Here is a 26,072-nt window from a genome sequence, read left to right as displayed (position 1 = left end):
TAAGTCTAGTCTATTTGCTACAAGTTGAATGGTTTAGGGCACTTGGCTTCTATGTAGTTGCGCTCGACATAGTTGTAGGTGCGTAAATAAAAGTCATAGCGAATTAGTTTGCGCCAAAATTCTATTGCTTCAGCTTTTGGGCATATGGTTTCAATTAAATAACTTTTATGCTGCGCTTCTGAGATGTCTAATCTATCTGGAATTTGAATATAAACGGCAATGCCTTCGTCAATTGCACGTGCGCCACGATAGCGCCACACACCTTTGACAAACTCAGGTGCCATATATCTATCAACTTCTTTGAGTAAATCAACTGGCGCGTAATGCTCGCGCTCGCCACAGGCGGACAACAAACAAACAGCCGTTATCACAACAGCCAATAATTTAGTTTGAATGTTTTTCCACCACCACATGTATATATTTCCCCATAGAGATAAATGGCTCTGAATCCGATACTGCAAGCTCTTGTTCGACAATTTGTTCAAAGTGACTGTGCCACATAGTGCGGTCAATCATATAATCGTGAAAACAGCGAACGCCGCGTTTATGCACTATTTTGCCGTACCGCTCTAACCAAGTATAAACTTGTTGTGGCTCTTGTGGGTAATTTGGACTTAATCTAACTTGCTTCTTCGCCCGCATGCCACTATTGATGTAATCAAAATTGCCGTACAACAAATTGCCGATTAATTTTGCTGTGTTATTAAAAAACATTATCGACAGTTTGCCGCCAGGCTTGAGTACTTTAAACAAATAGTCGACAAAAGCTTGTGGCTCGGCAATCCATTCCAACACAGCATGGCAGATTAGCCAGTCGAATTGTTCACCTTGATAAGCTCGAATAAAATCTTGTGCTGGCTGACAGTGAAAATCAACTTCCGCCGCTAACTGCTGGGCAAAAACTTTCGCCGATTCCACCATGTTCGGCGCCACTTCTACAGCTGTCAGATGATGTCCCTGCTGTGCCAACCACACTGACATATGACCCAAACCGGCACCAATATCGAGTATTCTTTGTGGCGCTATAGCTTGGTTTTGCCCAGCGACTAACCCCTGATTGGTTAAATCTTGCTGCAAGACTGCTAGGCGCAAACGTCCTTTGGTGGTTTTATAAATATTGTCAGCAAATTTATTCGCGATATCGGTAAAGTTTTGATCGGGTTTATACATATATTAGATGCGCGATAAGTAACAAGTAACCTCTTCCCTGTCGTGGTACAAGTGTTTAACTTTAAGTTGATAACGCACACCACCTTCATATAAAGATACCTGCATTTGCTCAATCACTTGTTGCAAATGTTGAAACCTTTGTTTCATCGGTAACTTCAAATTAAAAATAGCATCTTGGCACCAGCCATTTACTATCCACTTAACCATTAAATCTGCAACTCTGGCTGGCTTTTCAACCATATCGCAAACTAACCAATGCACATTGCGTTTTTTCGGCTCATATTTAAAACCGTCTTCGCGAAAATGTTTCACTTGGCCTGTTTCCATCAAGTCTTTGTTCATAGGCCCATTATCAATCGCGCTAACCATCATGCCACGTTGCACTAACTGATAAGTCCAGCCACCGGGCGCTGCGCCTAAATCAACCGCGTTTAACCCACCAGATAACTTTGTCGGCCAATCGTCTTTAGCAATAAAATAATGGAATGCTTCTTCCAGTTTAAGGGTTGAACGACTCGGCGCGGCTGCTGGAAACTTCAAGCGTTTTATTCCTAAATGTAAATCACTTCTATTATTACATGGGCTAAAACCAACTAAGATATGTTGCGAATTAAAGAAAAATACATGTAAAACGGCTTCAGCTTTGCGTTGCAAGACTTTTTGTTTTTCTAATGCTTTTTTAAGTGGTACAGAGAATTTTTTGGTAAAACCAGAGACGGCTTTGCCCTCATTGGTATCGGCATAATCCAAGGTAATATCTGTATACTGTTGGCCTGCCAAAGCTTTTACCATTGGAGAGATTCTGTCTACCGGATCTAAGTCAAATAACTCTTCAATTAAACAAAACCATTGGCGGGTAAATACTAGCTTTTCAAGTTTAACCTTGGAGAATAATGCGCCACTGTCGCCATTGGTCAGCTCAAATTCAACATAACCTAAGTTATCTTTCGCGCGGCAAAAACCAAATAACCCAGCTTCAGCTGCGTGGTGTTGAATTTCATTTGCGCAATCTTTTTCAAAACCAGCGCGGCAATACAAAACATAACGAGACATTTATTTACCTTTAAAAAACACAGAAACCATTAGCAGCAACCAAGCAAGAATAAACAAGCTGCCACCTATTGGTGTTAATGTGCCAATTGTAACAATAGAAAATGCCAGTAAATATAAATTTCCGCAAAATAATAGGATAGCGCAGGCAAAACAGCCTAAGATCACAGCACTCAGGCGAGATTTGGGTAATATAAATACAAGGCAGAATAACAAAACGGCATGAACTAATTGATAAAACACAGCTGTGTTTAACCAAAGTTTAGCTTGGTCAGGCAAAGCAGCATGACTTGCATAAGCGCCCAAGGCCACAGCCAATGCGCCAGCTAAAGCGGCAAAACTTTGAATAATATTTCTATACATGGGCTTTTATAAACTCAACAATTGCATGACTAGCAGAGTCTAACGCCTGCTCGTGACTCACTCCAGATGATTTTAATGGCTTTAAACTATGATCAGCTGCAGTAATCCAATTAATTTGTATGTTGTTGCTTAACGCTTGCTGTTCAACCCAATCACGATTGCCAAAAGTGTCTCTCTCGCCTTGAATTATTAAACAAGGTGCAGTGGTTTTCTGCAGTAATTCAAGTCGGTGCTTTTCTGCTTTGCCTGGCGGATAAAATGGATAACCCAAAGCAATTGCCGCATTAATAGTACGATTCGAAGCTAAAATGGTTTCAAGCGCAACCCGCGCGCCCATAGATTTTCCAGCAACAAAAATAATGTCGTCTGCAGAAACTTGCCCTACTTGTTGTTCAAACGCTGTAACTAACTTTGCCATTTTGTCCGGTGGACGCTTTTTTCCTGTCGCATGTATTTGTTGCATATAAGGAAAATCAAACAAAATGACTTCAACATTTTCTTTCATTTGATTTTTTGTGAACCCTGTAACTTTATTACAGATTGATTGCATAAAGCCCGATTGGCTACCCGCACCGGCACCATGTGCTAATATTAATTTAACACTTTTCAAACCAAAGCCTCCAAAATAAAAACATAAACATTAAATATCAATACCTTAAATAAAACGCAGATAATCAAAACCACAATTAACTCAAAGAAGTTTTAACAATTTTTTGATAGAAAAAACGTCATAAACTAGGCTTAATTCATTTAATATTCCAAAAAGAAATATAGTTATTTGCTTTCAATATTGTAATTAAATTACACTATAGTATACTTAAAACCGTTGAGAGAACAAAATTAGTTCAAACAACAACCAAATGTTAATGAAAATTGAAAGTTAATTACAAACCTAACTAAATGTTAGTGATTTAAGGAGTACACTATGTCTATATTAAAAAGTTTTGTACCAGTTGTTGCTTTTGTTAGCTTTGCTGCAACAGCCAACACAAGTGATTCTTTAAAAAGTTCAGTTGAAGCTGACTTAGTAAAAGATATCAAATTAGAAGTAGCAAGTTTAGTTGCTGACGTAAAAGTAGAAGACGCTATCGTAATTTCGGTCAACAAAGCAGTATTGGCTAACGATAAAGAATCTGCAGAACAACTAGACACTATCATTACTCAAGTAGCTGAATAAGAGATCCAGTTATCCTGCAACACGATTAACGTGGGATATCAATAGGGTCAAAGCTTTTGACTATATCGTCAAGTGCTTTGATTTGAGCCAAAAACGGTTCAAGTTGCGCTAATGGGAAAGCAGAAGGACCATCACATCTTGCTTCAGCAGGATTAGGATGTGCTTCCATAAATAAACCCGCTATCTTAGTGGCCATACCGGCACGAGCTAGCTCAACGGTTTGATGTCTGCGACCACCTGAAGCCGACCCCATAGGATCTCTGCATTGCAGTGCATGAGTTACATCAAAAATAATCGGGCTACCGTCTGATACCTCTTTCATTACGCCAAAACCTAACATATCTACTACTAGGTTGTCGTAACCATGACAGCTTCCACGCTCACATAAAATAACTTTTTCATTGCCTGACTCGGCAAACTTTTCAACTAAATTAGTTACTTGTGAAGGCGACATAAATTGTGGTTTTTTCACGTTGATAACAGCACCAGTTTCAGCCATAGCTTTAACTAAGTCAGTTTGACGGGCTAAGAAAGCTGGTAACTGAATTACATCAACAACTTCTGCAACAGGCGCAGCTTGAAAAGTTTCATGTACGTCGGTAATAGTTGGTACGTTGAAAGTGTTTTTGATCTCTTCAAAAATTTTCAAACCCTCTTCCATACCAGGACCACGATATGAATGCACTGAAGAGCGGTTTGCTTTATCAAACGACGCTTTAAAAACGTATGGAATACCTAACTTGTCTGTGACTTCTTTGTAGCTTTCTGCAATGCGCATCGCAAGATCACGCGATTCCAACACATTCATGCCACCAAAAAGGACAAATGGCTTATCATTGTTCACTTCTAAAGATTGAACAAATACTGACTTTTGACTCATTGTTTTCCTTTAACCTATTGGTTTGTCTAAAGTCAGTATTATATACCCAAGTAGCTTGGATATACCATGCCTCGGCTAGTGTCGCCACCAAAACAGGCGACAAATCGCAGGCAAGAAGAAGATTGCACCTAACATGTTCACTAAAAACATAAAGGTTAATAAAATCCCCATATCCAGTTGGAATTTTAGATCAGAAAATACCCAAGTACTGACACCGATTGCCAATGTCACGCCGGTAAAGATAACCGCACTCCCCCGTTCAATTAACGCTTGGCGATATGCTTCAGATAATTGCATGCCTTGTTTTAACTTGCCCATCATATTCGACAGAATATAAATACCATAATCGACACCTATCCCTACCCCTAAAGCGATAACTGGCAAGGTGTAAACAGTTAAACCTATATCCAACTTGGTCATTAAAGCTTGGGCCAATGTAGAAACAACAAATAAAGGGATAATCACAGCTAAAGTTGCGCGCAAACTCTTAAACGACAATAAACACAAAATAAATACCGCTAAATACACGTAAATCATCATAGGTATTTGTGCTTCAGCAACCGCTTCATTGGTCGCGCCCATAACCCCAGCTGGGCCTAAAGCGAGTCTAAAAATCAGTTTGTCGGTTTCGTAATTGGCTTTTTCTGCTTTAACCACCTTAATAACACGTTCAATGGTTTCAGCTTTATGATCTTGTAAAAACAGTAATATAGGCATTGCACTACAATCTGTGTTTAATAACCCAGTACTTGTAGGCACACGTGCAACCGACTGCGCCATAGAAGCTGTGTCTTTTGGCAACACCCGCCATTTAGGATTGCCCTCGTTATATCCAGCGGTAATGGTTTTAGTTACGCTGGTTAAACTAATGCTCGATTGCACCCCTTCAACATTGGATAATCTAAATTGAAAATCATCAATGTTTTTCATAATGGCAAAATCGGTACAAGCATCCGGCACACTTTCAGCAATGACAGACAAAATATCGACACCAATTTCGTATTTATCAGTAATCAAGAAAGTATCTTGGTTATAACGTGAATCTTCATGCAGTGCAGGCGCGCCAGCGTGTAAATCGCCTATTTTCATATTGCTAGAATAAACCCAGCCAAATACAAATAACGCTAGCATAATTAACACCAACACAGGCGCAAAAGCTCTATCTGTGAGTTTGACTAAAGCAGGCCACAAAACGGCCATTTTGCTTGATTCGATGCGAGATTCATAATCGTGCGGGAAACGAATATACGAAACCAACACAGGCAGTAAAATCAGGTTGGTTAAAATAATAACACCAACACCAATTGATGCTGCTATCGCCAATTCTTGGATAATGCCAATATCAATGCTGAGTATTGTTATAAAGCCAATACAATCGGAAACAAGTGCGACAAATCCAGGTAAAAATAATGCTTTAAAGCTCTTCTTCGCTGCAATTTTTGCCCCAGCGCCACTGGCGACCCTTTTACCTATGCTGTTGATCATTTGCACACCATGGCTGACGCCTATGGCAAATATCAAAAACGGCAACAAAATCGACATAGGATCTAAACCAAAGCCGAGCAGTGACAACAAACCTATTTTCCAGACCATAGCAACAATAGAACATAAAATAGGTAGCGCGGTTAACAAAGCAGAATGACAAAATAGATAAACTAGAACACAAGTGATCAGCATAGCGACAACAAAAAACAGTAAGACGTTTTTCGCGCCAGCTGCAACATCGCCTACCATTTTGGCAAATCCAATAATATGGATAGTATGTTGTTTACTTTGCAGTTTTTCGCGTAAATCTTGCTCTAATGTTTTAGCAAAATTTATCGTATCTATCGGCTTTTTAGTGGTTGGATCAACTTCAAGCAGCTGAGCTGTCACCATAGCACAGGCATAATCACCCGATACCAAGCGCCCTACTTGGCCAGACTTTTCAATATTACGGCGTACTTTAGCTAAATCACTTTGTGTATTGGCATAGTCCGCAGGGATTACGGGTCCACCAATAAAACCTTCTTCAACAATTTCGGTATAACGGACAGCTGGTGAGAAAAGTGACAATACGCTCGAGCGATTTACCCCTGAAATAAAGAATAACTGGTCGTGGACTTTTTTTAACTTGTCAAAAAAATCTGGGTTGTATATATCACCACTGCTATCACAAACAGATATCAAGATATTATTAGCACCACCAAAATCATCAGCATACTCAAGGTAGGTTTGCATATAAGGATGTTCAAGTGGGATGTTTTTAGTAAAAGCTGCGTCCAACTTTATTTGGGTCGCAAAATAGCCGAGTAGCACGGTGATCACAGCAAATATGCCGATAATAGGTAATCGATTTGCAAAAATTTGTTTTTGGGTAAAATCAATAAACTTAGAAAACACGCTCACCCCACCTAATTTGCTAGCCGCAGTTTGTTATAACCTTTTTCACCGACTAAAAACGCTGTTTTTTCATTCAGGATAATTGCGGAAACAAAACTTTTGCTTTTGAATTTATCGAGTTCAATCACTTGTTGATTATCCAATTTCCACACAGTTTGACTGTTACCTAACAACAAACAGCTAGTCTGTGCACAAGTAACTTTATTCAAATTGACCGGCTCTGGAAAATCAATTTTCGATTCGGCTAACTCAAGGTCGTTGTCTATCAGCGCTTCGCGAATACTAGCTAATTCAATCATATATAGATTACCGCGCATGCCTGCAATCAAAATATCTTGCTCGGCTGCGGCTACATCATAGAGTGAACCTTGATAGCTAATATTTAATCTTTGCCAGCTCAGCCCATAGTCCGTTGAAGCTGCTAACAAACCTAGCTCACCAACAACAAATAAGGTGTCACCAACCAATTTGACTTGATTTAAATGCGGTAAAATACTTGAAAGTTCAAACAGATAATCTTCTTCTGATTGCTCACGTATCTGATTAAGATATTCTCTGTCTTCTATAGGTAACAAGCTTGCATGATACTCTTGCTGCCAGCTTAAACCACCATCTTGTGTACGTAAAAATAACCCATACGCACCAATTGCTATACCCTGTTTATCATCAAAGAAGTTAATGTCAAATAACGCACCACCAGCTGGGTGTTGGTAACTCAAGTCCCATGTAGCGCCATTGTCAATACTAGTCACTATGACACCTTCATGGCCAACTGCCCACAACTGCCCCGCCGTTGAAGTGGTAATAGCAGTTAACAATACATCGGTTGGCGTTTTAATCAGAAGGGGTTTATCACTTTGCTGCCAATCTAATTTTGCGATGTAACCACGCTCAGCGGCGGCAAACAGTGAATTTTGATGCTGAACCACATCAAGTAGCAAAATTGGTCCTGCAGCAACTTTCATGCTGCATAGACCAATTATTAACAAAGAGAAGCAAAGGCGTTGTAGCATATAAGCCTTATCTTAAACCCTGTCTACGTAACGCTTGTGGGGTAAAATCACCTTTGTCCAACTTAACGTCAAAATCATACATTTTTTCGTTATTATCTAAACCTAACGCCAAGTAACGACGCGAATTTAAATCATGGTAAACATCTAATGTTGTCCAAGTTGTTGGTACTTCATAATAATTAACCGCATGCGTCATGTTTACTCGATACAATTCGTTACGCGCATCATATGCATCAGCTACAGCAATTTGCCAGCTGTCTTCGTCAATAAAGAACACGCGTTTTTGGTATATATGACGCATATTGTCTTTTAGATTAGCTTCAACTACCCAAACTCGGTGTTTTTCATAACGGGTTAACTCTGGGTTAATGTGGCCAGGTTTCAAAATGTCATCATATGACACACCTTTAGCATGTAATGCATAACTATTATATGGAATGTACAGCTCCTTTTTGCCAACTAAAGTCCAGTTATAGCGACCAGGAGAACCGTTGAACAAATCAAAATCGTCCGTTGTTCTTAAACCATCAGATGCGGTACCCGGTGCATCAAATGCAATATTCGGTGCTTTACGTACACGGCGTTGACCAGTGTTATAAGTCCAAGCTTGGCGTGGCTGTTTAACTTGATCTAAAGTTTCATGTACTAATAAAGCCGTACCTTTTAAACGTGCTGGTGAAGTCACTTCTTGTTTAAACATTGAGATAATATTGTCTTCAGCAATTTTCTCAGACGTCATATCTTGTTGCGAATACAAGAACATAACTTGTTCGTCAAAACCTATCATAGTGTAATCGCCGCTAGCGGTTGGGCCTGCTTGCCCACCCCAACGTGCAACTCCAGGCCCACGATAACGTAATACATGATTCCAAATGGCTTCTAAACCATTTTGTGGAATTGGGAAAGGCACACCTATGATTGCATTTTCAACACCTTCACCATCTGATACCAATTGCGCACTTGTCGCATTTTTTATCGTTGCATCGTAAACAAATTGAGGCAATGAAGCTGTGCGGCGACTTTGATATACCGGCATTTTAAAAGTTTCAGGATAGGCTTTAAATAAAGCGATTTGACCTGGCGATAAAAACTCGCTGTATTGCTGATAGTTGGCAGCGGTAATGACGAACTGCACTTTATCTTGCGCAAATGGATCTGGGTGATGATCACCAACAGTATACCCAGCTGGAGCTTGAGTGATACCACCTGTCCAAGCCGGAATACTACCATCTTTATTGGCAGCTTTTTCTGCTCCTAATGGGGTTAAAGTGGTTCCTAACTGTTTCGCATCTTGCTCAGATACTTTGGCTTGAATATTCAAACTGCAAGCTGAAAGCACAATAGCAGTGGTGATAATGGATTTACAAAACTTCATAGACGACACCCTAAATTGAATATTTAACACTGAAAGATACATAATCTCTATCAGCAAAACTGTTACTTTGACCTACGCCACCCCAAAATGCGTTATAACCCATATCAAATTGAATTTTATTTTGATAATCGAAATTAATGCTTAGTGCAGCAGATTGTCTGTCTTCAACAAACAAATACATAGGGTCTGGCGTAATGCCACTAACATCATGCGAAAATACCAGTCTAGGAGAAACATTTACACCAGAAAAAACGTTGTTAAAGGTAAAACGCGCTAACGCTCGATAACCCCAAGCATTTTCAGTTGGAAATGGAGTGGTTTCAGCGCCATTAGATAAAGCGAGTTGTAAACCTTGTTTACTGGTTGCAGCGCCCGCTCGTGCAGTGCCTGGGCCATTTAAACGCAATACATCAGGATCTGGCATATCTTTAACTTGCACACCACCCACTTCAAATACAACAGCTATCGCATCCGCTCCTAGAGTCGGACCAAATAAATGCGTTAAAGTTGCTTGTGCCTGTAATGTATCTAAACGTATATAACCTTGGGCAATTTCACCAGACTGAACGTGTGGCAACTGAGATATACCAGCTAAATCAGGACGCAACCCTGCGTTAGCTAATTGTTCTGGCATACCCATATACAAAAGCTCAACATCATCGATTTGGAAAGGCTCGTCTTGACGATAAGCAATTTCGCCTGCCAATGCAGTTTCATCAATACTGGTATTAAAACTAAAACCGTATAACTGAATATCTTCAGGGTATTCTAAAAATGCTTGAGTAAATGCTTTAAGTTGGCTGGTATTTTCAACCGAAATATCGTTATCCAATAGGTATTGGATATCTGAATACAATGAACCAGGGGTAAAGTTTGACGCACGGCCCGAAATTACCGGACGTCGACTGTGGTAATTTAAATAATATAAGCCAAATTCAGAATCGTTTAACTCTGGCGAATAATAAGTTAATTTTAAACCATACTGACCAGAATCTTTTGGATATCTATTTTCGTGTGGCTGCGCCATGATCGCCACTTTAGTTGCATTAACATAATAAGCTGAAGTTAAATCGTAAAACTCAGCGGCCGCAGCTTGTAATGCGTTAGGATCAGAGGATGTCGCCAAAATTGCCATTTGCGCATCAATATCGCTTTTATTGGCCGTCATAGTTTGTTTAACCCAAGTATTAAGCTGCTCAGCTAAATAGGCGGCATCAATGTCTGGATTCTGGGTAAAACCTATTTGTACAGCATTGTAATAACCACCATTACCGGCAAAATCATTAGTCGAAAAATAGCTGCCAGCTGCTGGTAAAATGGTTTTTTCCCATTCATATTGATAGTAGGCATCAACCGACAAGTTTTCAGTTAAACCAATTGAAGTCCAAACCATACCAACCGGAATAAAAGCTTCTTTTAATTCCGCACCTGGTGCACGTAAACGGGTAATGTCGACCGGGTTGATTGAGTTAATACCATGAGTAATGAGCGTGCTTTCGCCCCAACTCACAACTTGATCACCAATACGTAATGACACTGGCATATCACCAATATCAAAATCAAAATAAACAAAAGCATCTAATAAACGAAAATCTTTACATAAACGCTCTTCTGCTTGCTTATCTCGGCATAAATCGTAAGTTTTTCCTGTCAGTGGATTTTTCCATGCTTTAGTATCATGCGCCGCGTCGTCATAAAAATACATAAAACGAGTAAAAACACCCCAGTTATCTTGACTGACACTTAATTCGTGCGTACCCGAAAAAATACGCGAAAATGCTTCACCTGGATCATGGTTTAAATTAGCCAAATCACCATTGGCTGAATAAGAGCCTGCTTCAGCCCATACATCTTGTGCTGTGTATACATTATTAACGGCGGTATTATACGGACCATTGTCATTGTTCCAACTTAAGTTGGTTTGATTGTTTTTACCGATTAAAGACCAATCTCTGTTTTCTACCCGATAACTTGTACCCAAAGTAAAAGATGAGTCAAAATTAACTTCAAAATCTCCAAGCTCAAATCGAGCCGCATTAACTGAAGAAACAGAGCTTACTGCGAGTGCGCAACACAAAGCGCTATATTTTAATTTATTGGATTTAATCTGCATAAACACTCCAATGGCTTAGCATCAATTTACAAAACAGTTTTGATAACTATAGAGTAGTACACCAAACTTGCTTATTATTTTCTTACATAATCTTAACACACTTTAATGGTCGTACCAGTTATTAAATGAATTAATAAGCAGATATATTTCAAACACCTAAAATTGATGAAAAAGCATTCAATAAATAGCCCATGCTTTGATTGCGAGATAAAAGTTGAACTTGCAATCAAGATGTTAAATTTTTTAAACTTTTCCGACACTTTTTCAGCTACTCAGAGCTAATCGTTCAGTTTTCCACCGAACAGTCATAAATTTTACATAAAGGCTTGCATTTAAATAAAAATCCCTTAGTATGCACGCCACATCAGCAGCACATGCAGCTGATTAATAGCAGTGTCGCGGGATGGAGCAGCTTGGTAGCTCGTCGGGCTCATAACCCGAAGGTCGTTGGTTCAAATCCAGCTCCCGCAACCAATTTTCTTTTCTAAAGATGTTACTGTTATTCTTGTCTTAAGTGTCGCGGGATGGAGCAGCTTGGTAGCTCGTCGGGCTCATAACCCGAAGGTCGTTGGTTCAAATCCAGCTCCCGCAACCAATTTTCTTATCTATTATATCTTCTACTTCAGTGACATACGGGTTATTCGCCCAGAGGCTCGCTAATTCTACGTTCGAAACTCACTTAAAGCCGAAGGTCGTTGGTTCAAATCCAGCTCCCGCAACCAATTCTCTTACTTATTATATCTTCAACATCAGTGCCAAAACGGGTTATTCGCCGCATCCATTCTAGTTGATTTTAAATCTTTGAATAACTTGGTTAAGTTTTTCCGAAAAAAGACTAATTTGTTCTGATTGCTTGACCGCATCAGCGGCGGTTTGCACATTTTTATCTGCTATACCTTCTATCCGACTAACTGAGTCATTTACATCTTCAATTGACTCACTTTGCTGTTTCAAGGCGGCTAGTGTTTGTCCAAACTCAAGCTGAATTGTTTCTATATCCTGTTTAATTTTTTCCATTGAGTTATCAAGCAGGCTGATACTGTCAGTGACATCTGTACTGGTTTCAATGCTCGATTGCATTGACACATACGCGCAATCAATCTCTTTGAGCAGTTCAGCAATAATAGATTGAATTTGTAACGTTGAATTCTGTGTTCTAGAAGCAAGCTCACGAACTTCGTCAGCGACCACAGCAAAACCCCGCCCCAACTCACCTGCTCTTGCAGCTTCAATTGCAGCGTTGAGTGCAAGCAGATTTGTTTGTTCGGCTATTTTTTCTATGGTGTCGACTATATTATTAATTTCACTTGAGCGGCGTTTCAGCTGTTCAATATTCTGGCCCGACTGTTTTGCTTGTGAGTTTAGCTGATGAACCAGCTTTTTAGAGTTAACACAATTGTCGCGGCTATTTTTGACATGGATAACATTGTCATTCATATGCTCAGCAAAAACTTCCAAATCTGACGAGACCTTTAACGCACTTTCTTCTACTTGTTGTGTGTTGTGCTGCGTTTTTGCTGATAAATCCAAGGTCACAGCCAACTGTTGACCTAAGTGGCTATTTTTATCAAAGGCCAATTGAGCAGATCTATTTAATTGTCCAGACACATCACTAATCAGTTTAACTAAGGAAAGCAAATTATCAGTCATCTTATTGATATCGCCGGATAACTGACCTAACTCATCATTTCCTCGAGTTCGCAGTTGGCGGGTCAAATCGCCACTCGCAATCGCGGCAACAACTTTAGCAATTCCAGAAATAGGTGTAATAATCGCTTTTATGGTTAACCAATAAGTAACAGCTCCGACAGCCAAACTAATCAGCATGATAATTAACGCCATTTGTTTGGCAGCTTCGACATTTTCCCCAACCGCTTTTTGAATATCCGACATATTTTGTTCAGCGGCCAACTTAATCTCTTCAGCAACAGCTAATGCATCATTGACCTGGTGTTCGCCAGTTTGGTGGAGAACCTTTTGCTGATGAATACTAGCTAGCAACTGCTTTTTAATACTCAACAAACCATGGTTATTATCCTGTAGAAGTGCAAATGCTATGAATGCAAGTTGATCTAGTTGTTTGATTTGTTGATCAAACATTTGTGGCTGAAGGTTTTGTGATAAGTAGTCTTTTTTAATTTTATAATCACTCAAGGCGAAACTCAGTGATTCTTCTATCTGCTCAAGCGCAGTTTTTTTCTGCACACTATAAACCTCTTTGCCAATTCCGATAATGGTAAATAGTGCAGTATCTAACTGATTGGCTATCGCTTCGACTTGCGTAGAGTTGTCTGCGTGATCGGCATAAGCAATATCTAATATTTGGGCACCAAGTTCATCAGCAGCCAGCTCAAACTTGAGCAATGTATCATCTAGTTTTGCCGTTAATAAAAATATTTCGCTGCTATTGTCAAACAAGGCTTTAGCACTTTGACTATAGTTGTGAGTGCTTGTCGCTAATTGTTTTAATAGCGGTTGTGAAGTTTGTTGATCCTGTAGTTTAAACTGTTGGAAATTTTGTTCGAATTGTTGACGTAAATTCTGATAACTGCTGGCTAACTCTGTTACCGCGACTTCATTATCCGCAGCTAAACTTGCAGAACTCAGTTTAATTTGCTGGAGTAAATTAAGCTGAATTTGCGTCGCTCGCTGTTGCACCAATACAGCTTTATTTTGTTGTTTCACTGCCATTTTTTGCATATCGCTGACACGAGATAGCGATGACATACTAACCAAGACCAATAGAGCCAGATAAACAGCTGTACTAATTAATAAACTTTTTTTCAGGCTAAGTTGGATCACGGCTCACAATTGTTAGTAAATAACGTATACTTTTAACAGACTAGATTATTTTTAGCAGTTTACAATGCTAGAACTAGAATAATCCAACTATATTAAGATGTTAGAGGACAAAAAATGGGCGATTCAAAAGCGTGCGCTGAAGGCGAGTTAATTTTAAGAACACAGGCAATGCCCGCCGATACTAACGCCAATGGCGATATTTTTGGTGGTTGGATCATGTCGCAAATGGACATTGCAGGTGGCATGCTAGCTAAGGCGGTCGCAAAAAGCCGTACGGTAACAGTTGCAGTTAATAACATCCTCTTTATAAGCCCTGTCCACGTTGGTGATATTTTCAGTTGCTACGGCACAGTCGCAAAAATCGGCAATACCTCGATGAAAATTAAACTGGAAGTATGGGTCGAACCTGTATTGAGAAACTTAGAAAACAAACAAAGTTTTAAGGTATGTGAAGGCGAATTTACCTATGTTGCCATTGACGACCAAGGCAACAAACATAAAGTAGTGAGGGACTAATCAGTTGACCAATATATTCACCTATGGCTCGTTAATGTACGAGCCAGTTTGGCAAAAACAGGTCAGCGGTTATTATCAACAAGCCCCCGCCCAGCTAGATAAATTCAAACGAGTCAAAGTAAAACAAGCAACTTACCCTGTGATAGTCGAGGACGATGAACATTCAGTAGATGGTATGGTTTACTTTGACGTAACACCCGAGGATGTCCTGAAACTAGACATATTCGAAGGAGCGTATTATCAACGAACCAGCTTGACGGTCACGACCGCTAGTGGCCCTGTCGTTGTTGATTGCTATTTGCTAAACCCTGAGCATCGTGGCATATGCTCAGATGAACTTTGGTGCAAACAAGAATTTATCGACAAGTATTTAACTAACTTTGTCGAAGACTACCTAGCAGAGAAAAACAACGAATCAATTTAAATGTTTATGAAACAGTTTATGTTACCTAATGCAAAAGCAATGCTATTCGATATGGACGGCACTATATTTGACAGCGAAAGCATATATTGCCAAGCTTGGGTGGATACAGCAGCGAAATTTAACCAGCATTTTACCGCAAAAATGTACGATGAATTTGCAGGGGTGCGTTCTGCAGAGTGTTATCGCATGGCCAGCGAAATGTTTGATGCTAGTGTGGATATGCAAAGTTTTATCAGTGCCCATCAAACTTCAGTTGCCCAATTAAAAATACACAACCTCCGAGTAAAACAAGGTTTTGATCAATTTTTCAGACAATGTATTGATAAAAACCTACCTATGGCGCTAGTTACTTCCACTCGACGAGAAATCGCGATCAAGAATTTTAGCAATACAGATTACTTAGCCTACTTTGATGTAATGATCTGTGCCGAAGATGTGAAATTAGCTAAACCTGAGCCAGAATGTTATTTAAAAGCATGTACTGAGTTAAACACAGAGGCTATGAACACCTTAGCGTTTGAAGATTCAAACCCAGGTGCGCTAGCAGCTATTCGAGCAGGTTGCCAAACTATCATTATCCCAGATTATTTACCAATAGAGCCGGAAATCGCTGAAAAAGCACTGGCCGTTGTTGACAGTTTTGCTCAGCTAACTTTTGAGTAAGCTATGTGGCAAGGATTGTGGACGCTGATGAATTTAACTGTCGAACAATATATTGTTGCTACTTTTATTTAGCAACAATAACAGCTATATTTTTGTATATCGTTGGATTGATTTAAGGAGACTTTGTTATGGCAGAGGTAGATAATTCACAACAAGTACAATCAAGCAGTGCTGAGTTGTTACGTCAACTCCAAGCTGAGGAAGCCAACCAAACTCAACAAACCAGTGAGATTGAGCAAACTGAAGCAGAATTGGCTACATCTCCCCAGGTAGAAAATACTCAAGTATCGACCAGTGAACAATTGGCAGCTGACGACAATGCTGACGAACAAGCTGCAGAGCAAGAGCTTGAAAGAGTACTAGAGCAAGTCAATTCAGATCCTGCATTAGCACAACAAGCGCAAGCGAATCAGTCTGCACAAGAAGTTGTTGGTCTGTAATAGACAGGCAAAGTTTGAATGGCACAAAACCATCCAATAAACGCCTATCAGCTGAATCAATTGGCTGCCGACCCGGCAGTCAATCGACTGCTTACGACCATAGAAATAGGTATCAGAGCATGCCAACATCAAGAGCAAATCAAGCTGGTTAAAGTTATCTTACTTTTGCACAACACACTCGACAAACAAGCTTGGCCAGAATTTGCCGAGCAATCCACTAAATTTTACCAGCAACTACTTGGATTAGCTGAGCAACAAAATTTTTCAGCCTGCCAAAAATTGCTGGTAAAAATGCACAATGGCTGGCTGCAGAGCAAATCCCATCAATTGAATAAATATTGATCTATAACAAATAACCCTTCTCGACTCTTACCTATACTGAAAACATGAAATGAGTCGGAGGTTATTATGAGCAATATAATGAGTGATCCAATCGTGTGGGGTTCTTTACTAGGTTTAACTGTGGTTGTTGGCCTGTGTACCTATTACGTGTGGCTGATTATCACTAATATTAAAAATGCCAAACCACCAGTCGAATAGGTCATAAAGCCTATTGAAAGAAGTTATTTCGCGACAATAATATTCTGGTTGTGGTAAATTTCACTTCCGGAAATATTAATGAGGTGAAATTACGTGGAGTACGATTTTTATCGAGATGCTAATGGCATCTACACCGCCGAATTTGCCAGCGAGCAAGAAAGTTTTGGCTATTGGTTTACCGATGAGTTTGCCACAAATAAACACAAAATTGCCGAAGTATTAAATACTATTGTACGCTTGGAAAAAAAAGAAATCCAACAGCACGTTATTCAGGGTAAAACACATCAACTTTTACTTGAACGTTTGGAAGTTCAATTAATTGATAATGCCCAGCCGCTGAATGCACAAGCATACCCTACAAGCTCTGACTCGGACGAGGATGAAGAGCAAGAGGATAAAGCCGAACAACAGGTACCAGTGCTAAGTGAAGATGCACTTATTTGCGGTTGTGGTTTAGTTGATTTTAAACAAGCTCTCACAGCTTGGCTAAGATTTGTCAGTGAAGACTAAGTCAGATGATAATTGAAAGTCATTTTAAACCAGCCTGGTGGTTAACTAACAGGCATATGCAAACCATCTGGCAAAAAATTGAAAGACGCAAACTCCCCTGCCCAACTACTAAAGAGCGCATAGAGTTACCTGATAGTGACTTTTTAGACCTGCACTGGACACAGCTACCAAATAAAGATGACACTCGTAATATTGTCCTAGTGTTACACGGCCTTGAAGGTTCAATAAAGAGCACTTATGCACGTGGTATGCTCAATGCTATTCGCGCCAAAGGTGATATTGGCGTATTGTTGCATTTTCGCTCGTGCGGGGGCATCGCAAACCGACTTGCGAGAGCTTACCATTCAGGAGAAACCAGCGATGTCGCTTTTGTAGCCAATTGGCTGCAAGCTCAGTTTCCAAATTGCCCATTGTTTGCAATAGGTTATTCGCTTGGTGGTAATGTTTTATGCAAATATGCGGGTGAACAACTTCAGAATAATCCCTTTAAAGCCAGTGTTGCAATTTGCCCGCCGCTTAATTTGTCTGCAAGCTGCCAATATATTATGAAAGGTACATCAAGAATCTACCAAAAATACTTGTTGGATATGATGATGGATAATATCGCGCGCAAAATGCAAAGAGTTGACATTAGTAAATATCTCAGAATAGATGCACATAGTTATCGCAAGATCAAAACCCTCTGGCAATTTGATGACTTAATCACAGCACCATTACATGGCTTTAAAAATGCTGAAGATTATTATCAGCAATCTGCTGGCATGCAATTTTTAAAACAAGTAGAACGACCTTTGTTGGTGCTGCAAGCTAAGGACGATCCTTTTTTATCCGAAAAATGTATTCCCACAACTAATGACTTATCGCACAAGGTAACGGTTGAAGTGAGTAGAAAAGGCGGTCATGTTGGTTATGTCAGTGGCACAAAATTATTCAAAGGAGATTATTGGATGGAAAAACGCGCATTGCAGTTTATCCATAATCACGCCTAGTAGGTTAATTCTAGAGAAACTTAACCCAGAGCCCAACAACTAAAATTTAATGCAGATAACAAAAAACCCGCCGAAGCGGGTTTTTGCATAAATAGTGTCAAGCTATTGCTAGTTGATTAACCACCGACTAGGGCTAATAAAATACCAGCCGCGACTGCTGAACCAAGTACACCAGCAACGTTAGGGCCCATAGCATGCATTAATAGGAAGTTGTGAGGATTAGACTCTAAACCTACCTTGTTTACAACACGCGCAGCCATAGGAACAGCTGATACACCAGCAGCACCAATTAATGGATTAATCTTACCACCGCTCAGTTTACTCATTAATTTAGCCATTAACACGCCACTTGCAGTACCAATACCGAATGCGACCGCACCCAATGCAAGAATGCCTAAAGTTTCTACCGTTAAAAAAGCTTCAGCTGATAGTTTAGAACCTACAGCTAAACCTAAGAAGATAGTCACTATATTAATCAACTCGTTCTGGGCAGTTTTGCTCAAACGATCGACAACGCCACATTCACGCATTAAGTTACCTAAACAGAACATACCCACTAAAGGCGTTGCTTCTGGTAACAATAACAAAGCAATAGTTAGTACCATTAACGGGAAAATAATTTTTTCGCGTTGTGATACTGGACGTAATTGTTCCATAACAATTTTACGTTCTTCTTTGTTAGTTAAAGCTTTCATAATTGGCGGCTGAATAATTGGTACTAATGCCATATATGAATATGCAGCTACAGCGATTGCACCTAACAAATCAGGCGCTAACCGTGACGCTAAAAAGATAGCTGTCGGGCCATCAGCACCACCGATAATCGCAATTGCAGAAGCATCCGCTAGAGTGAAATCGAAACCTGGGATCAAGTTAAGTAAAATTGCACCAAACAAAGTTGCAAAGATACCTGCTTGCGCTGCTGCACCTAATAACAACATTTTCGGATTGGCAATTAGCGCACCAAAGTCTGTCATTGCACCAACGCCCATAAATATCAATAACGGGAACACACCAGTATCAATACCTATTTTATACACGTAGTACAATACACCACCTGGATCACTAAAACCCGCAATTGGAATATTAGTTAATACCGCACCAAAACCAATTGGTAATAATAGTAACGGCTCAAATTTTTTCGAAATAGCTAGGTACAAAAGACCAAAGCCAACAACAATCATAATCAACTGTTGCCAATGGAAATTGGCAATACCAGTTGAAGCCCAAAGAGTCGCTAAACCTTCCATCTGTATTCCTTATGCAAGGCTAATCATTGGGTCGCCAGATTGAACTGAGTCACCCGTTTTAACATGTACAGAAACAACTTCACCGTCTTTCGCTGCGCGAATTTCAGTTTCCATTTTCATCGCTTCCATAATGATAACTACGTCACCTGCAGCAACATGATCACCTGGATTTACGTTTACTTTGAAAATGTTACCTGACAATGGAGCATTTAACGTTTCAGCGCCAGAAACAGATGCAGACTGAGGTACAGACTCATCACTGCCACCTACTGACTTAATGTCTTTAATTTCACCACTTGGCGCAACATCAACTTCATATACTTTACCGTCAACACGTACGCTATACGAAGCTGGGCCAGATTGTGATACCGCTGGAGCAGCTTTTGCTGGTGTAGCTTCTTCAGCTGTTGGCACGGGTTCGAATGCATCAGGGTTGTTGCGGTTTTCTAAGAATTTCAAACCGATTTGTGGGAATAACGCATACGTTAATACGTCATCAATTTTTTCATCCGCTAAAGTGATAGATTTTTCTTTCGCTAGGCCATCTAATTCAGCAGTTAATTTGTCTAACTCTGGCTCTAATAAATCAGCTGGACGACAAGTAATTGGCTCACCACCTTCTAACACGCGCTCAAGTAATTCTTTGTTTACTGGAGCAGCTGTCGCACCGTATTCACCTTTTAACACGCCAGCAGTCTCTTTAGTAATAGACTTATAACGCTCACCTGTTAACACGTTTAATACAGCTTGCGTACCAACAATTTGCGAAGTTGGAGTTACAAGTGGAATAAAACCTAAGTCTTCACGTACTTTAGGAATTTCTTTTAATACGTCATCAAGTTTGTCAGCAGCACCTTGCTCTTTTAACTGGTTTTCCATGTTAGTTAACATGCCACCAGGTACTTGCGCTGTTAAAATACGTGCATCAACACCTTTAAGTGCACCTTCAAACTTGGCATATTTCTTACGTACTTCACGGAAGTAAGTTGCAACTTCTTCCATTGCAGCTAAATCTATACCTGTATCACGATCTGTCCCTTCTACAATAGAAACAATTGTTTCTGTTGCAGTGTGACCGTAAGTCATACTCATTGAAGAAACTGCGGTATCTAACATATCTATGCCAGCATCAATTGCTTTCATATATGTTGCAGTGCTTAAACCAGTAGTTGCATGACATTGCATTGCAATTGGCACACTTACTGTTTCTTTTAATCGGGTCACTAACTCTTCAACAACATATGGTTTTAATAGACCAGCCATGTCTTTGATAAAGATAGAGTGAACACCCATATCTTCCAATTGACGAGCCATATCAATCCACATGTCCATAGTATGAACAGGGCTAACAGTATAAGAAAGTGTACCTTGCGCGTGTGCTCCAACTTGGATTGCAGCTTTAACTGCAGTTTGCAAGTTGCGAACATCATTCATTGCATCAAAGATACGGAAAACATCGACACCATTGGTGTGTGCTCTTTCGACAAATTTTTCAACAACATCGTCAGCATAGTGACGGTAACCAAGTAAATTCTGGCCACGTAACAACATTTGTTGTTTAGTATTCGGCATCGCTTTTTTCAATTCGCGAATACGATCCCATGGATCTTCACCTAAATAACGAATACATGAATCGAAAGTTGCACCACCCCAACTCTCAATTGACCAGTAGCCTAATTTGTCTAGCTTTTCAGCGATAGGCAGCATGTCGTCTAAACGAAAACGCGTCGCCAATAGCGATTGGTGTGCATCTCTAAGTACCACATCCGTAATTGCAAGTGGTTTTGCCATGTTGATTCTCCTGGTTACTGTTTCTTGTCTTGACGATACTGGTGGACAGCAGCTGAAATAGCTGCGACCACTTTTTTGTCCTGGTGTGCACCAGATGATTTTACTGCAGGTCGGTTAGGAACATTCACTTTGGTAGGGGCTGGAATCTCTCCAGCAAAGAAGTGTGACATTAGTTTGATTAAAAAAATCAAAATCCCTAAAAATACGAATACTACGCCCATGCCGACAACTAATAGGTTTGCAGCTTCAAGCAATACAGAGCTTAAATTGTTTTCCATATATCGTCTCAAGTTAGTTAAGGTTAACCCAACGGTAACGAGTTACCGCACAATTTTCAACCAGCTGGAAAATTTCACCTGGTCAAATGGGTTGTTTAAAGTTAAGAAAATAAACAAAAAGCACAGCTTTTACAGCCATTTTAATTGAAAGTAGTATAACTTAGCCACTTTTTTAGTACTTTTTGTTTATTTTCCGCTTAAAGCCCAGCAATTAGGCATACAAAAGCCAATCGCCAACAAGTTAAATTTTGTACAGAGCTAAATTTGTTTGGGAATATATCAGATTCGGTTGTAAACAAATTCAGCGTTTTTTAATTGGAACTGACTAAAATCCAGTTCTAAGGTGTATAAAGAGACTTTATCACCTTCACAATCTATTCAACACTGCTCATTTAATGACATCAACCGGATGAAGAAACATGAGAAGTGGCGCGCGTGGAAGGATTCGAACCTCCGACCATCTGGTTCGTAGCCAGGTACTCTATCCAGCTGAGCTACACGCGCATATCGTAAGAAACACAATTTGAAAAGTGGCGCGCGTGGAAGGATTCGAACCTCCGACCATCTGGTTCGTAGCCAGGTACTCTATCCAGCTGAGCTACACGCGCGCATTTTCAAAGTTACGAAATGGCGGTGAGAGAGGGATTCGAACCCTCGATAGGGCTACAAACCCTATACTCCCTTAGCAGGGGAGCGCCTTCGGCCTCTCGGCCATCTCACCGTTTTCGTGGGGCGCATAATAATGATTCTCAAAATATTGTCAAACCTTTTTCTACAATAATTTCAGTTTTTTTATCGAACCATCAAGTTTTGAACAGTTTTTGTTTAATAAGCAGGCAAAGCACAAGATTTCGTTTAATAAACAAACAATTTAATACTAGCTAAATTTCGAATTCAGATAAGCACATACTAGACTTGCCTTTTAATCGCACAAACTTAAACTATTGCTCTGCTTAATGTAGGTCAATGTTTAATTAATGAAAACAAACTATCTATTCAATACAATCAAACAAGCACTGTTAAAGAATTTACTACCAGGGTTTGTTTTACAAGTGTTTGCCCTGTCTATCGTACTCGTCTATTTTTATCTGCCTGCAAGCCAAACCAGCTTCAACGCAATTGCCGAGTTAAAACTTGCACATGGCTGGCGCTATACTTTTATTGCGACAGCCCTATTTGGTGGCTTAATCCCATTTATTTATCTGCACCTAACCAAAGCCTTGCCTAAACAGTCTGTCATTAAACTACTCTGCTTCTATTTAATATTTTGGGGTATCAAAGGGGTTGAGGTAGATCTGTTTTATCAATTGCAAGGTTATTGGTTCGGTTATGACAATACAGTTGCAACTATAGTGAAAAAAACCGCAATGGATCAGTTTATCTATAGTGCGCTGTGGGCAGCGCCTAGTATAACTCTGTGTTATTTGTGGTTAGAAAACAATTTTAGTTTTAACCAAACGGTTAAAGCTGCAGATAAACACTTTTTCTCGTTAACCTTGCCGAGTGTGATAGTTTCTAATTGGCTGGTGTGGATCCCTGCTGTATCTATTATCTATACCATGCCAGCTGAGTTACAAATTCCTTTGTTTAATCTAGTTTTGTGTTTTTGGGTGTTAATGTTGGCTGCACTCAACCGCAAATAGCAAAAAAAAGCCAAACAACTAGGTCTGGCTTTGCTGTTGATTAAATATACTGACGTATCGATTATTACTTATTTAATCTATTCGCAATCAAATCATCTACAACGCTCGGATCAGCCAAAGTTGAAGTATCACCTAATTGCTCATACTCATTAGTGGCAATTTTACGTAGAATACGACGCATTATTTTACCTGAGCGTGTTTTCGGTAATCCAGCAGTCCAATGAATCAAATCAGGCGTGGCTATCGGGCTTAAATCTGTTCGAACCCAATTGCGTAATTCCTTAGTTAGTTCATCTGATAATGCTGTGCCTTCTACAGGTGTTACATAGGCATATATAGCTTGACCTTTAATATCGTGCGGGAAACCCACTACAGCAGCTTCAGCAACGCTAGGATGTGCAACCAAAGCACTCTCTATTTCGGCTGTGCCCAAACGATGGCCTGAAACATTTAACACGTCATCTACTCGCCCTGTTATCCAGTAATAACCATCTTCATCTCTGCGAGCACCATCGCCAGTGAAGTACATATTCTTATAGGCACTAAAATAGGTTTGTTCAAAACGTTCATGATCACCATAAATGGTGCGCGCTTGTCCAGGCCAAGAATCTAAAATAACTAAGTTGCCACTGACGGCACCATCTAAAATGACGCCATCGGCATCAACTAAAGCTGGTTTTACACCAAAAAATGGTCGCGTGGCAGAGCCTGGTTTTAACCCAGTAGCACCAGGTAATGGCGTAATCATCACTCCACCCGTTTCAGTTTGCCACCAAGTATCCATAATTGGACATTGGCTATTGCCAATATTTTCATAATACCAAGCCCAAGCTTCTGGGTTTATCGGCTCACCGACACTACCTAATATACGTAAACTCGAACGCTTGTTTGTTGCATAAGCTTCATCACCTTTGGCCATCAATGCTCGGATCGCAGTCGGGGCTGTGTACAAGATATTGACTTGATGTTTATCCACCACATCACCAATGCCTGAAGAAGAAGGATATGTCGGTACACCTTCGAAAATTACTTGAGTTGCTCCATTTGCCAGTGGCCCGTAGACAACATAACTATGACCTGTGATCCACCCAACGTCCGCCGCACACCAATAAATATCACCAGGCTGGTAGTCAAAAATATACTGGTGCGTCATAGAGGCATATACTAAATAGCCGCCAGTTGTATGTAATACACCTTTAGGTTGGCCGGTTGAACCAGATGTATACAAAATAAATAATGGATCTTCCGCATCCATAACTTCTGGTGGGCAATTCGCAGGCACAGATGCCATTAACTCTTCTGCAGACACATCTACTGTTTGATTAAAGGCAACATCTGCACCCGTGTTTTTAAAGACAATACAGTTAGTAATAGTGGAAACATCTTTTCGGCGTAATGCTTCATCAACATTAGCTTTTAACGGTACGGTTTTGCCACCGCGTCGACCTTCGTCAGCGGTAATGATTACTTTGGCGTTACAATTTACAATACGATCAGCTATTGCATTCGGCGAAAAACCACCGAAGATAACCGAATGAACCGCGCCAATACGGGCACAAGCCAGCATAGCATATACAGCTTCACAGACCATTGGCATATAAATGGCAACGCTGTCACCTTTGGCAACGCCTAAAGATTTTAAGCCGTTTGCAAGACGCGCAACATTGTCGTGAAGCTGCTGAAAAGTCACATTGTGGCTTTGAGATGGGTCATCCCCTTCAAAAATTAACGCTATATCGTTGGCTTTTTCAGGTAAATGACGATCAACACAGTTATAACAAGCATTTAACTGGCCGTCTTCAAACCATTTAATCGACACATTACCAGGGGCATAACTGGTGTTTTTAACTTTGGTAAAAGGGGTTATCCAATCTAACCTTTTACCTTGCTGCGCCCAAAATGCATCAGGGTTATCGACTGATTCTTGGTACATAGCTAAATACTTGTGGTTATCTATATGACAGTTTTCTGCTAAATTTTCCGAAACTGGGAAGTAACTTTGGTCCATATCAACTCCGTATTTATAATTTATTTATACTTTAGTAGCACTTGTTTTACATTTTATTTAATAATCAACCAATATATACCCAAGCTACTTGAAGATGCAAGACTTGAAAAAACTGACATTCGTTCAATTTTATAGCCTTATGCTGAACACGCCCCATTAAAATGCAATCTTGAGCACTAGCATTTCTACTTGCCCCAAAACAGTTTACAGATGGTAATTTTTTATTACATTTGATCCACAAAGGTGCTTTTTCTGCTATCCTTCGCCCCAATTTAGTGAAAAACCAATACAAAATCACACAATAACAATTGGGATAATTAAATGAAAAAAATTACTGCAATTATAAAACCCCATAAACTTGAAGAAGTTAGAGCTGCATTAAGTGAAATTGATATCAAAGGCATGACAGTTTGTGAGGTTAAAGGATTCGGCCGACAAAAGGGACATATAGAATTATATCGAGGTACAGAATACGCCGTCGAGTTTGTTGTGAAAACAAAAATAGAGATCGTTGTCGACGAACAACGATTAGATAATGTTATTGACGCCATCATTGAGGCAGCCAAGACCAATAAAATTGGCGACGGTAAAATTTTTGTTTCGTCAGTAGACCAAGTTGTTCGCATTCGCACAGGCGAACAAGGTCCTGACGCCATATAGAGCTAAATCAATATAAATAGCGATAATCAGCTGGA

Annotated in this window: 26 protein-coding genes and 5 tRNA genes; 13 read left to right on the top strand and 18 right to left on the bottom strand. The window is 40.0% G+C overall.

What is annotated here, in order from left to right; genetic code table 11:
* Positions 1 to 17: 17 nt before the first annotated feature.
* Genes WSC_RS22355 through WSC_RS0109375 form a run of 5 tightly spaced genes read right to left on the bottom strand, consistent with a single transcriptional unit; the run spans position 18 to position 3,193 of the window.
* The gene (locus WSC_RS22355; protein ID WP_016955667.1) at positions 18 to 413 is read right to left on the bottom strand and encodes a hypothetical protein; all 396 of its coding nucleotides are present in this window, start codon (positions 411 to 413) and stop codon (positions 18 to 20) included.
* The gene (locus tag WSC_RS0109390; protein WP_016955666.1) at positions 385 to 1,170 is read right to left on the bottom strand and encodes a methyltransferase domain-containing protein; all 786 of its coding nucleotides are present in this window, start codon (positions 1,168 to 1,170) and stop codon (positions 385 to 387) included. The genes WSC_RS22355 and WSC_RS0109390 overlap by 29 nt, the downstream gene beginning before the upstream one ends.
* 3 nt (positions 1,171 to 1,173) lie before the next feature.
* Positions 1,174 to 2,223, bottom strand: a complete 1,050-nt coding sequence (rlmM, locus tag WSC_RS0109385; protein ID WP_016955665.1) for a 23S rRNA (cytidine(2498)-2'-O)-methyltransferase RlmM — start codon at positions 2,221 to 2,223, stop codon at positions 1,174 to 1,176.
* Positions 2,224 to 2,583, bottom strand: a complete 360-nt coding sequence (locus WSC_RS0109380) for a DUF423 domain-containing protein (protein WP_016955664.1) — start codon at positions 2,581 to 2,583, stop codon at positions 2,224 to 2,226.
* Entirely contained in the window at positions 2,576 to 3,193 is a 618-nt protein-coding gene (locus WSC_RS0109375) for an alpha/beta family hydrolase (protein ID WP_016955663.1), read from the bottom strand. The genes WSC_RS0109380 and WSC_RS0109375 overlap by 8 nt, the downstream gene beginning before the upstream one ends.
* Before the next feature lie 315 nt (positions 3,194 to 3,508).
* Here WSC_RS0109375 and WSC_RS0109370 point away from each other — a divergent pair, with 315 nt between their 5' ends.
* Positions 3,509 to 3,760 carry a hypothetical protein gene (locus tag WSC_RS0109370; protein WP_016955662.1) on the top strand — a complete coding sequence of 84 codons (252 nt, stop codon included), beginning with the start codon at positions 3,509 to 3,511 and terminating at the stop codon, positions 3,758 to 3,760.
* A 25-nt stretch (positions 3,761 to 3,785) separates the two neighbouring features.
* On the opposite strand, the gene kdsA is transcribed toward WSC_RS0109370, so the two are convergent.
* The 5 genes from kdsA to WSC_RS0109345 all read right to left on the bottom strand — a co-directional run bounded on the left by kdsA (position 3,786) and on the right by WSC_RS0109345 (position 11,523).
* The gene (kdsA, locus tag WSC_RS0109365; RefSeq protein WP_016955661.1) at positions 3,786 to 4,640 is read right to left on the bottom strand and encodes a 3-deoxy-8-phosphooctulonate synthase; all 855 of its coding nucleotides are present in this window, start codon (positions 4,638 to 4,640) and stop codon (positions 3,786 to 3,788) included.
* Positions 4,641 to 4,715: 75 nt separating this feature from the next.
* Entirely contained in the window at positions 4,716 to 7,022 is a 2,307-nt protein-coding gene (locus tag WSC_RS0109360) for an efflux RND transporter permease subunit (protein ID WP_016955660.1), read from the bottom strand.
* A gap of 11 nt (positions 7,023 to 7,033) precedes the next feature.
* Positions 7,034 to 7,987, bottom strand: coding sequence for a YCF48-related protein (locus tag WSC_RS24090; protein ID WP_016955659.1), 954 nt, complete (start codon positions 7,985 to 7,987; stop codon positions 7,034 to 7,036).
* A gap of 55 nt (positions 7,988 to 8,042) precedes the next feature.
* Positions 8,043 to 9,410 (bottom strand): DUF1329 domain-containing protein, encoded by a 1,368-nt coding sequence (locus tag WSC_RS0109350; RefSeq protein ID WP_016955658.1) that lies wholly within the window; start codon positions 9,408 to 9,410, stop codon positions 8,043 to 8,045.
* Positions 9,411 to 9,420: 10 nt separating this feature from the next.
* Positions 9,421 to 11,523 carry a DUF1302 domain-containing protein gene (locus WSC_RS0109345; protein WP_016955657.1) on the bottom strand — a complete coding sequence of 701 codons (2,103 nt, stop codon included), beginning with the start codon at positions 11,521 to 11,523 and terminating at the stop codon, positions 9,421 to 9,423.
* 397 nt (positions 11,524 to 11,920) lie between these two features.
* On the opposite strand from WSC_RS0109345, the gene WSC_RS0109340 reads away from it, so the two are divergent.
* A tRNA-Met gene (locus tag WSC_RS0109340) sits at positions 11,921 to 11,997 on the top strand.
* A gap of 44 nt (positions 11,998 to 12,041) precedes the next feature.
* Positions 12,042 to 12,118 (top strand) — tRNA-Met (locus WSC_RS0109335).
* A 188-nt stretch (positions 12,119 to 12,306) separates the two neighbouring features.
* Here the strand turns inward: WSC_RS0109335 and WSC_RS0109330 are convergent.
* A complete protein-coding gene (locus WSC_RS0109330; protein ID WP_016955656.1) occupies positions 12,307 to 14,250 on the bottom strand; it encodes a methyl-accepting chemotaxis protein in 1,944 nt (647 codons plus the stop codon).
* A gap of 189 nt (positions 14,251 to 14,439) precedes the next feature.
* Between WSC_RS0109330 and WSC_RS0109325 the strand changes: the two genes are divergently transcribed.
* The 8 genes from WSC_RS0109325 to WSC_RS0109290 all read left to right on the top strand — a co-directional run bounded on the left by WSC_RS0109325 (position 14,440) and on the right by WSC_RS0109290 (position 18,407).
* On the top strand, positions 14,440 to 14,841 hold the full coding sequence (locus WSC_RS0109325) for an acyl-CoA thioesterase (RefSeq protein WP_016955655.1): 402 nt from the start codon (positions 14,440 to 14,442) through the stop codon (positions 14,839 to 14,841).
* A 4-nt stretch (positions 14,842 to 14,845) separates the two neighbouring features.
* Entirely contained in the window at positions 14,846 to 15,265 is a 420-nt protein-coding gene (locus WSC_RS24085; protein WP_157447245.1) for a gamma-glutamylcyclotransferase family protein, read from the top strand.
* A 6-nt stretch (positions 15,266 to 15,271) separates the two neighbouring features.
* On the top strand, positions 15,272 to 15,928 hold the full coding sequence (locus WSC_RS0109315) for an HAD family hydrolase (RefSeq protein ID WP_026016766.1): 657 nt from the start codon (positions 15,272 to 15,274) through the stop codon (positions 15,926 to 15,928).
* A 128-nt stretch (positions 15,929 to 16,056) separates the two neighbouring features.
* Positions 16,057 to 16,368, top strand: coding sequence for a hypothetical protein (locus WSC_RS0109310; protein WP_016955652.1), 312 nt, complete (start codon positions 16,057 to 16,059; stop codon positions 16,366 to 16,368).
* A gap of 18 nt (positions 16,369 to 16,386) precedes the next feature.
* Positions 16,387 to 16,710, top strand: coding sequence for a hypothetical protein (locus WSC_RS0109305; protein ID WP_016955651.1), 324 nt, complete (start codon positions 16,387 to 16,389; stop codon positions 16,708 to 16,710).
* A gap of 66 nt (positions 16,711 to 16,776) precedes the next feature.
* A complete protein-coding gene (locus WSC_RS25490) occupies positions 16,777 to 16,908 on the top strand; it encodes a hypothetical protein (RefSeq protein ID WP_016955650.1) in 132 nt (43 codons plus the stop codon).
* Between the two features lie 93 nt (positions 16,909 to 17,001).
* On the top strand, positions 17,002 to 17,418 hold the full coding sequence (locus WSC_RS0109295; RefSeq protein WP_016955649.1) for a YacL family protein: 417 nt from the start codon (positions 17,002 to 17,004) through the stop codon (positions 17,416 to 17,418).
* 5 nt (positions 17,419 to 17,423) lie between these two features.
* A complete protein-coding gene (locus tag WSC_RS0109290) occupies positions 17,424 to 18,407 on the top strand; it encodes a hydrolase (RefSeq protein WP_016955648.1) in 984 nt (327 codons plus the stop codon).
* 116 nt (positions 18,408 to 18,523) lie between these two features.
* On the opposite strand, the gene WSC_RS0109285 is transcribed toward WSC_RS0109290, so the two are convergent.
* The 6 genes from WSC_RS0109285 to WSC_RS0109260 form a co-directional block, all read right to left on the bottom strand.
* Positions 18,524 to 19,657: a sodium ion-translocating decarboxylase subunit beta gene (locus WSC_RS0109285; protein WP_016955647.1), complete on the bottom strand. Its 1,134-nt coding sequence runs from the start codon at positions 19,655 to 19,657 to the stop codon at positions 18,524 to 18,526.
* 9 nt (positions 19,658 to 19,666) lie between these two features.
* Positions 19,667 to 21,448: a sodium-extruding oxaloacetate decarboxylase subunit alpha gene (oadA, locus tag WSC_RS0109280; protein ID WP_016955646.1), complete on the bottom strand. Its 1,782-nt coding sequence runs from the start codon at positions 21,446 to 21,448 to the stop codon at positions 19,667 to 19,669.
* A 14-nt stretch (positions 21,449 to 21,462) separates the two neighbouring features.
* Positions 21,463 to 21,726, bottom strand: coding sequence for an oxaloacetate decarboxylase subunit gamma (locus tag WSC_RS0109275; RefSeq protein WP_016955645.1), 264 nt, complete (start codon positions 21,724 to 21,726; stop codon positions 21,463 to 21,465).
* A gap of 427 nt (positions 21,727 to 22,153) precedes the next feature.
* Positions 22,154 to 22,230 (bottom strand) — tRNA-Arg (locus tag WSC_RS0109270).
* A gap of 27 nt (positions 22,231 to 22,257) precedes the next feature.
* Positions 22,258 to 22,334: transfer RNA gene (locus tag WSC_RS0109265), tRNA-Arg, on the bottom strand.
* A 20-nt stretch (positions 22,335 to 22,354) separates the two neighbouring features.
* Positions 22,355 to 22,447, bottom strand: a tRNA-Ser gene (locus WSC_RS0109260).
* Positions 22,448 to 22,703: 256 nt separating this feature from the next.
* Between WSC_RS0109260 and WSC_RS0109255 the strand changes: the two genes are divergently transcribed.
* The gene (locus WSC_RS0109255) at positions 22,704 to 23,369 is read left to right on the top strand and encodes a hypothetical protein (RefSeq protein WP_016955644.1); all 666 of its coding nucleotides are present in this window, start codon (positions 22,704 to 22,706) and stop codon (positions 23,367 to 23,369) included.
* Between the two features lie 64 nt (positions 23,370 to 23,433).
* Here the strand turns inward: WSC_RS0109255 and acs are convergent, their stop codons facing one another.
* Complete coding sequence (gene acs, locus WSC_RS0109250) at positions 23,434 to 25,377, bottom strand: acetate--CoA ligase (RefSeq protein ID WP_016955643.1); 1,944 nt, start codon at positions 25,375 to 25,377, stop codon at positions 23,434 to 23,436.
* Positions 25,378 to 25,698: 321 nt separating this feature from the next.
* Here acs and WSC_RS0109245 point away from each other — a divergent pair, with 321 nt between their 5' ends.
* On the top strand, positions 25,699 to 26,037 hold the full coding sequence (locus WSC_RS0109245; protein WP_016955642.1) for a P-II family nitrogen regulator: 339 nt from the start codon (positions 25,699 to 25,701) through the stop codon (positions 26,035 to 26,037).
* Positions 26,038 to 26,072 lie beyond the last annotated feature (35 nt).

This window comes from Catenovulum agarivorans YM01 (assembly GCF_000281085.1).
Taxonomy (GTDB): Bacteria; Pseudomonadota; Gammaproteobacteria; order Enterobacterales; family Alteromonadaceae; genus Catenovulum; species Catenovulum agarivorans.
The sequence above is the reverse complement of the archived record's forward strand: the minus strand, read 5'-3'. Positions and strand labels throughout refer to the sequence as shown.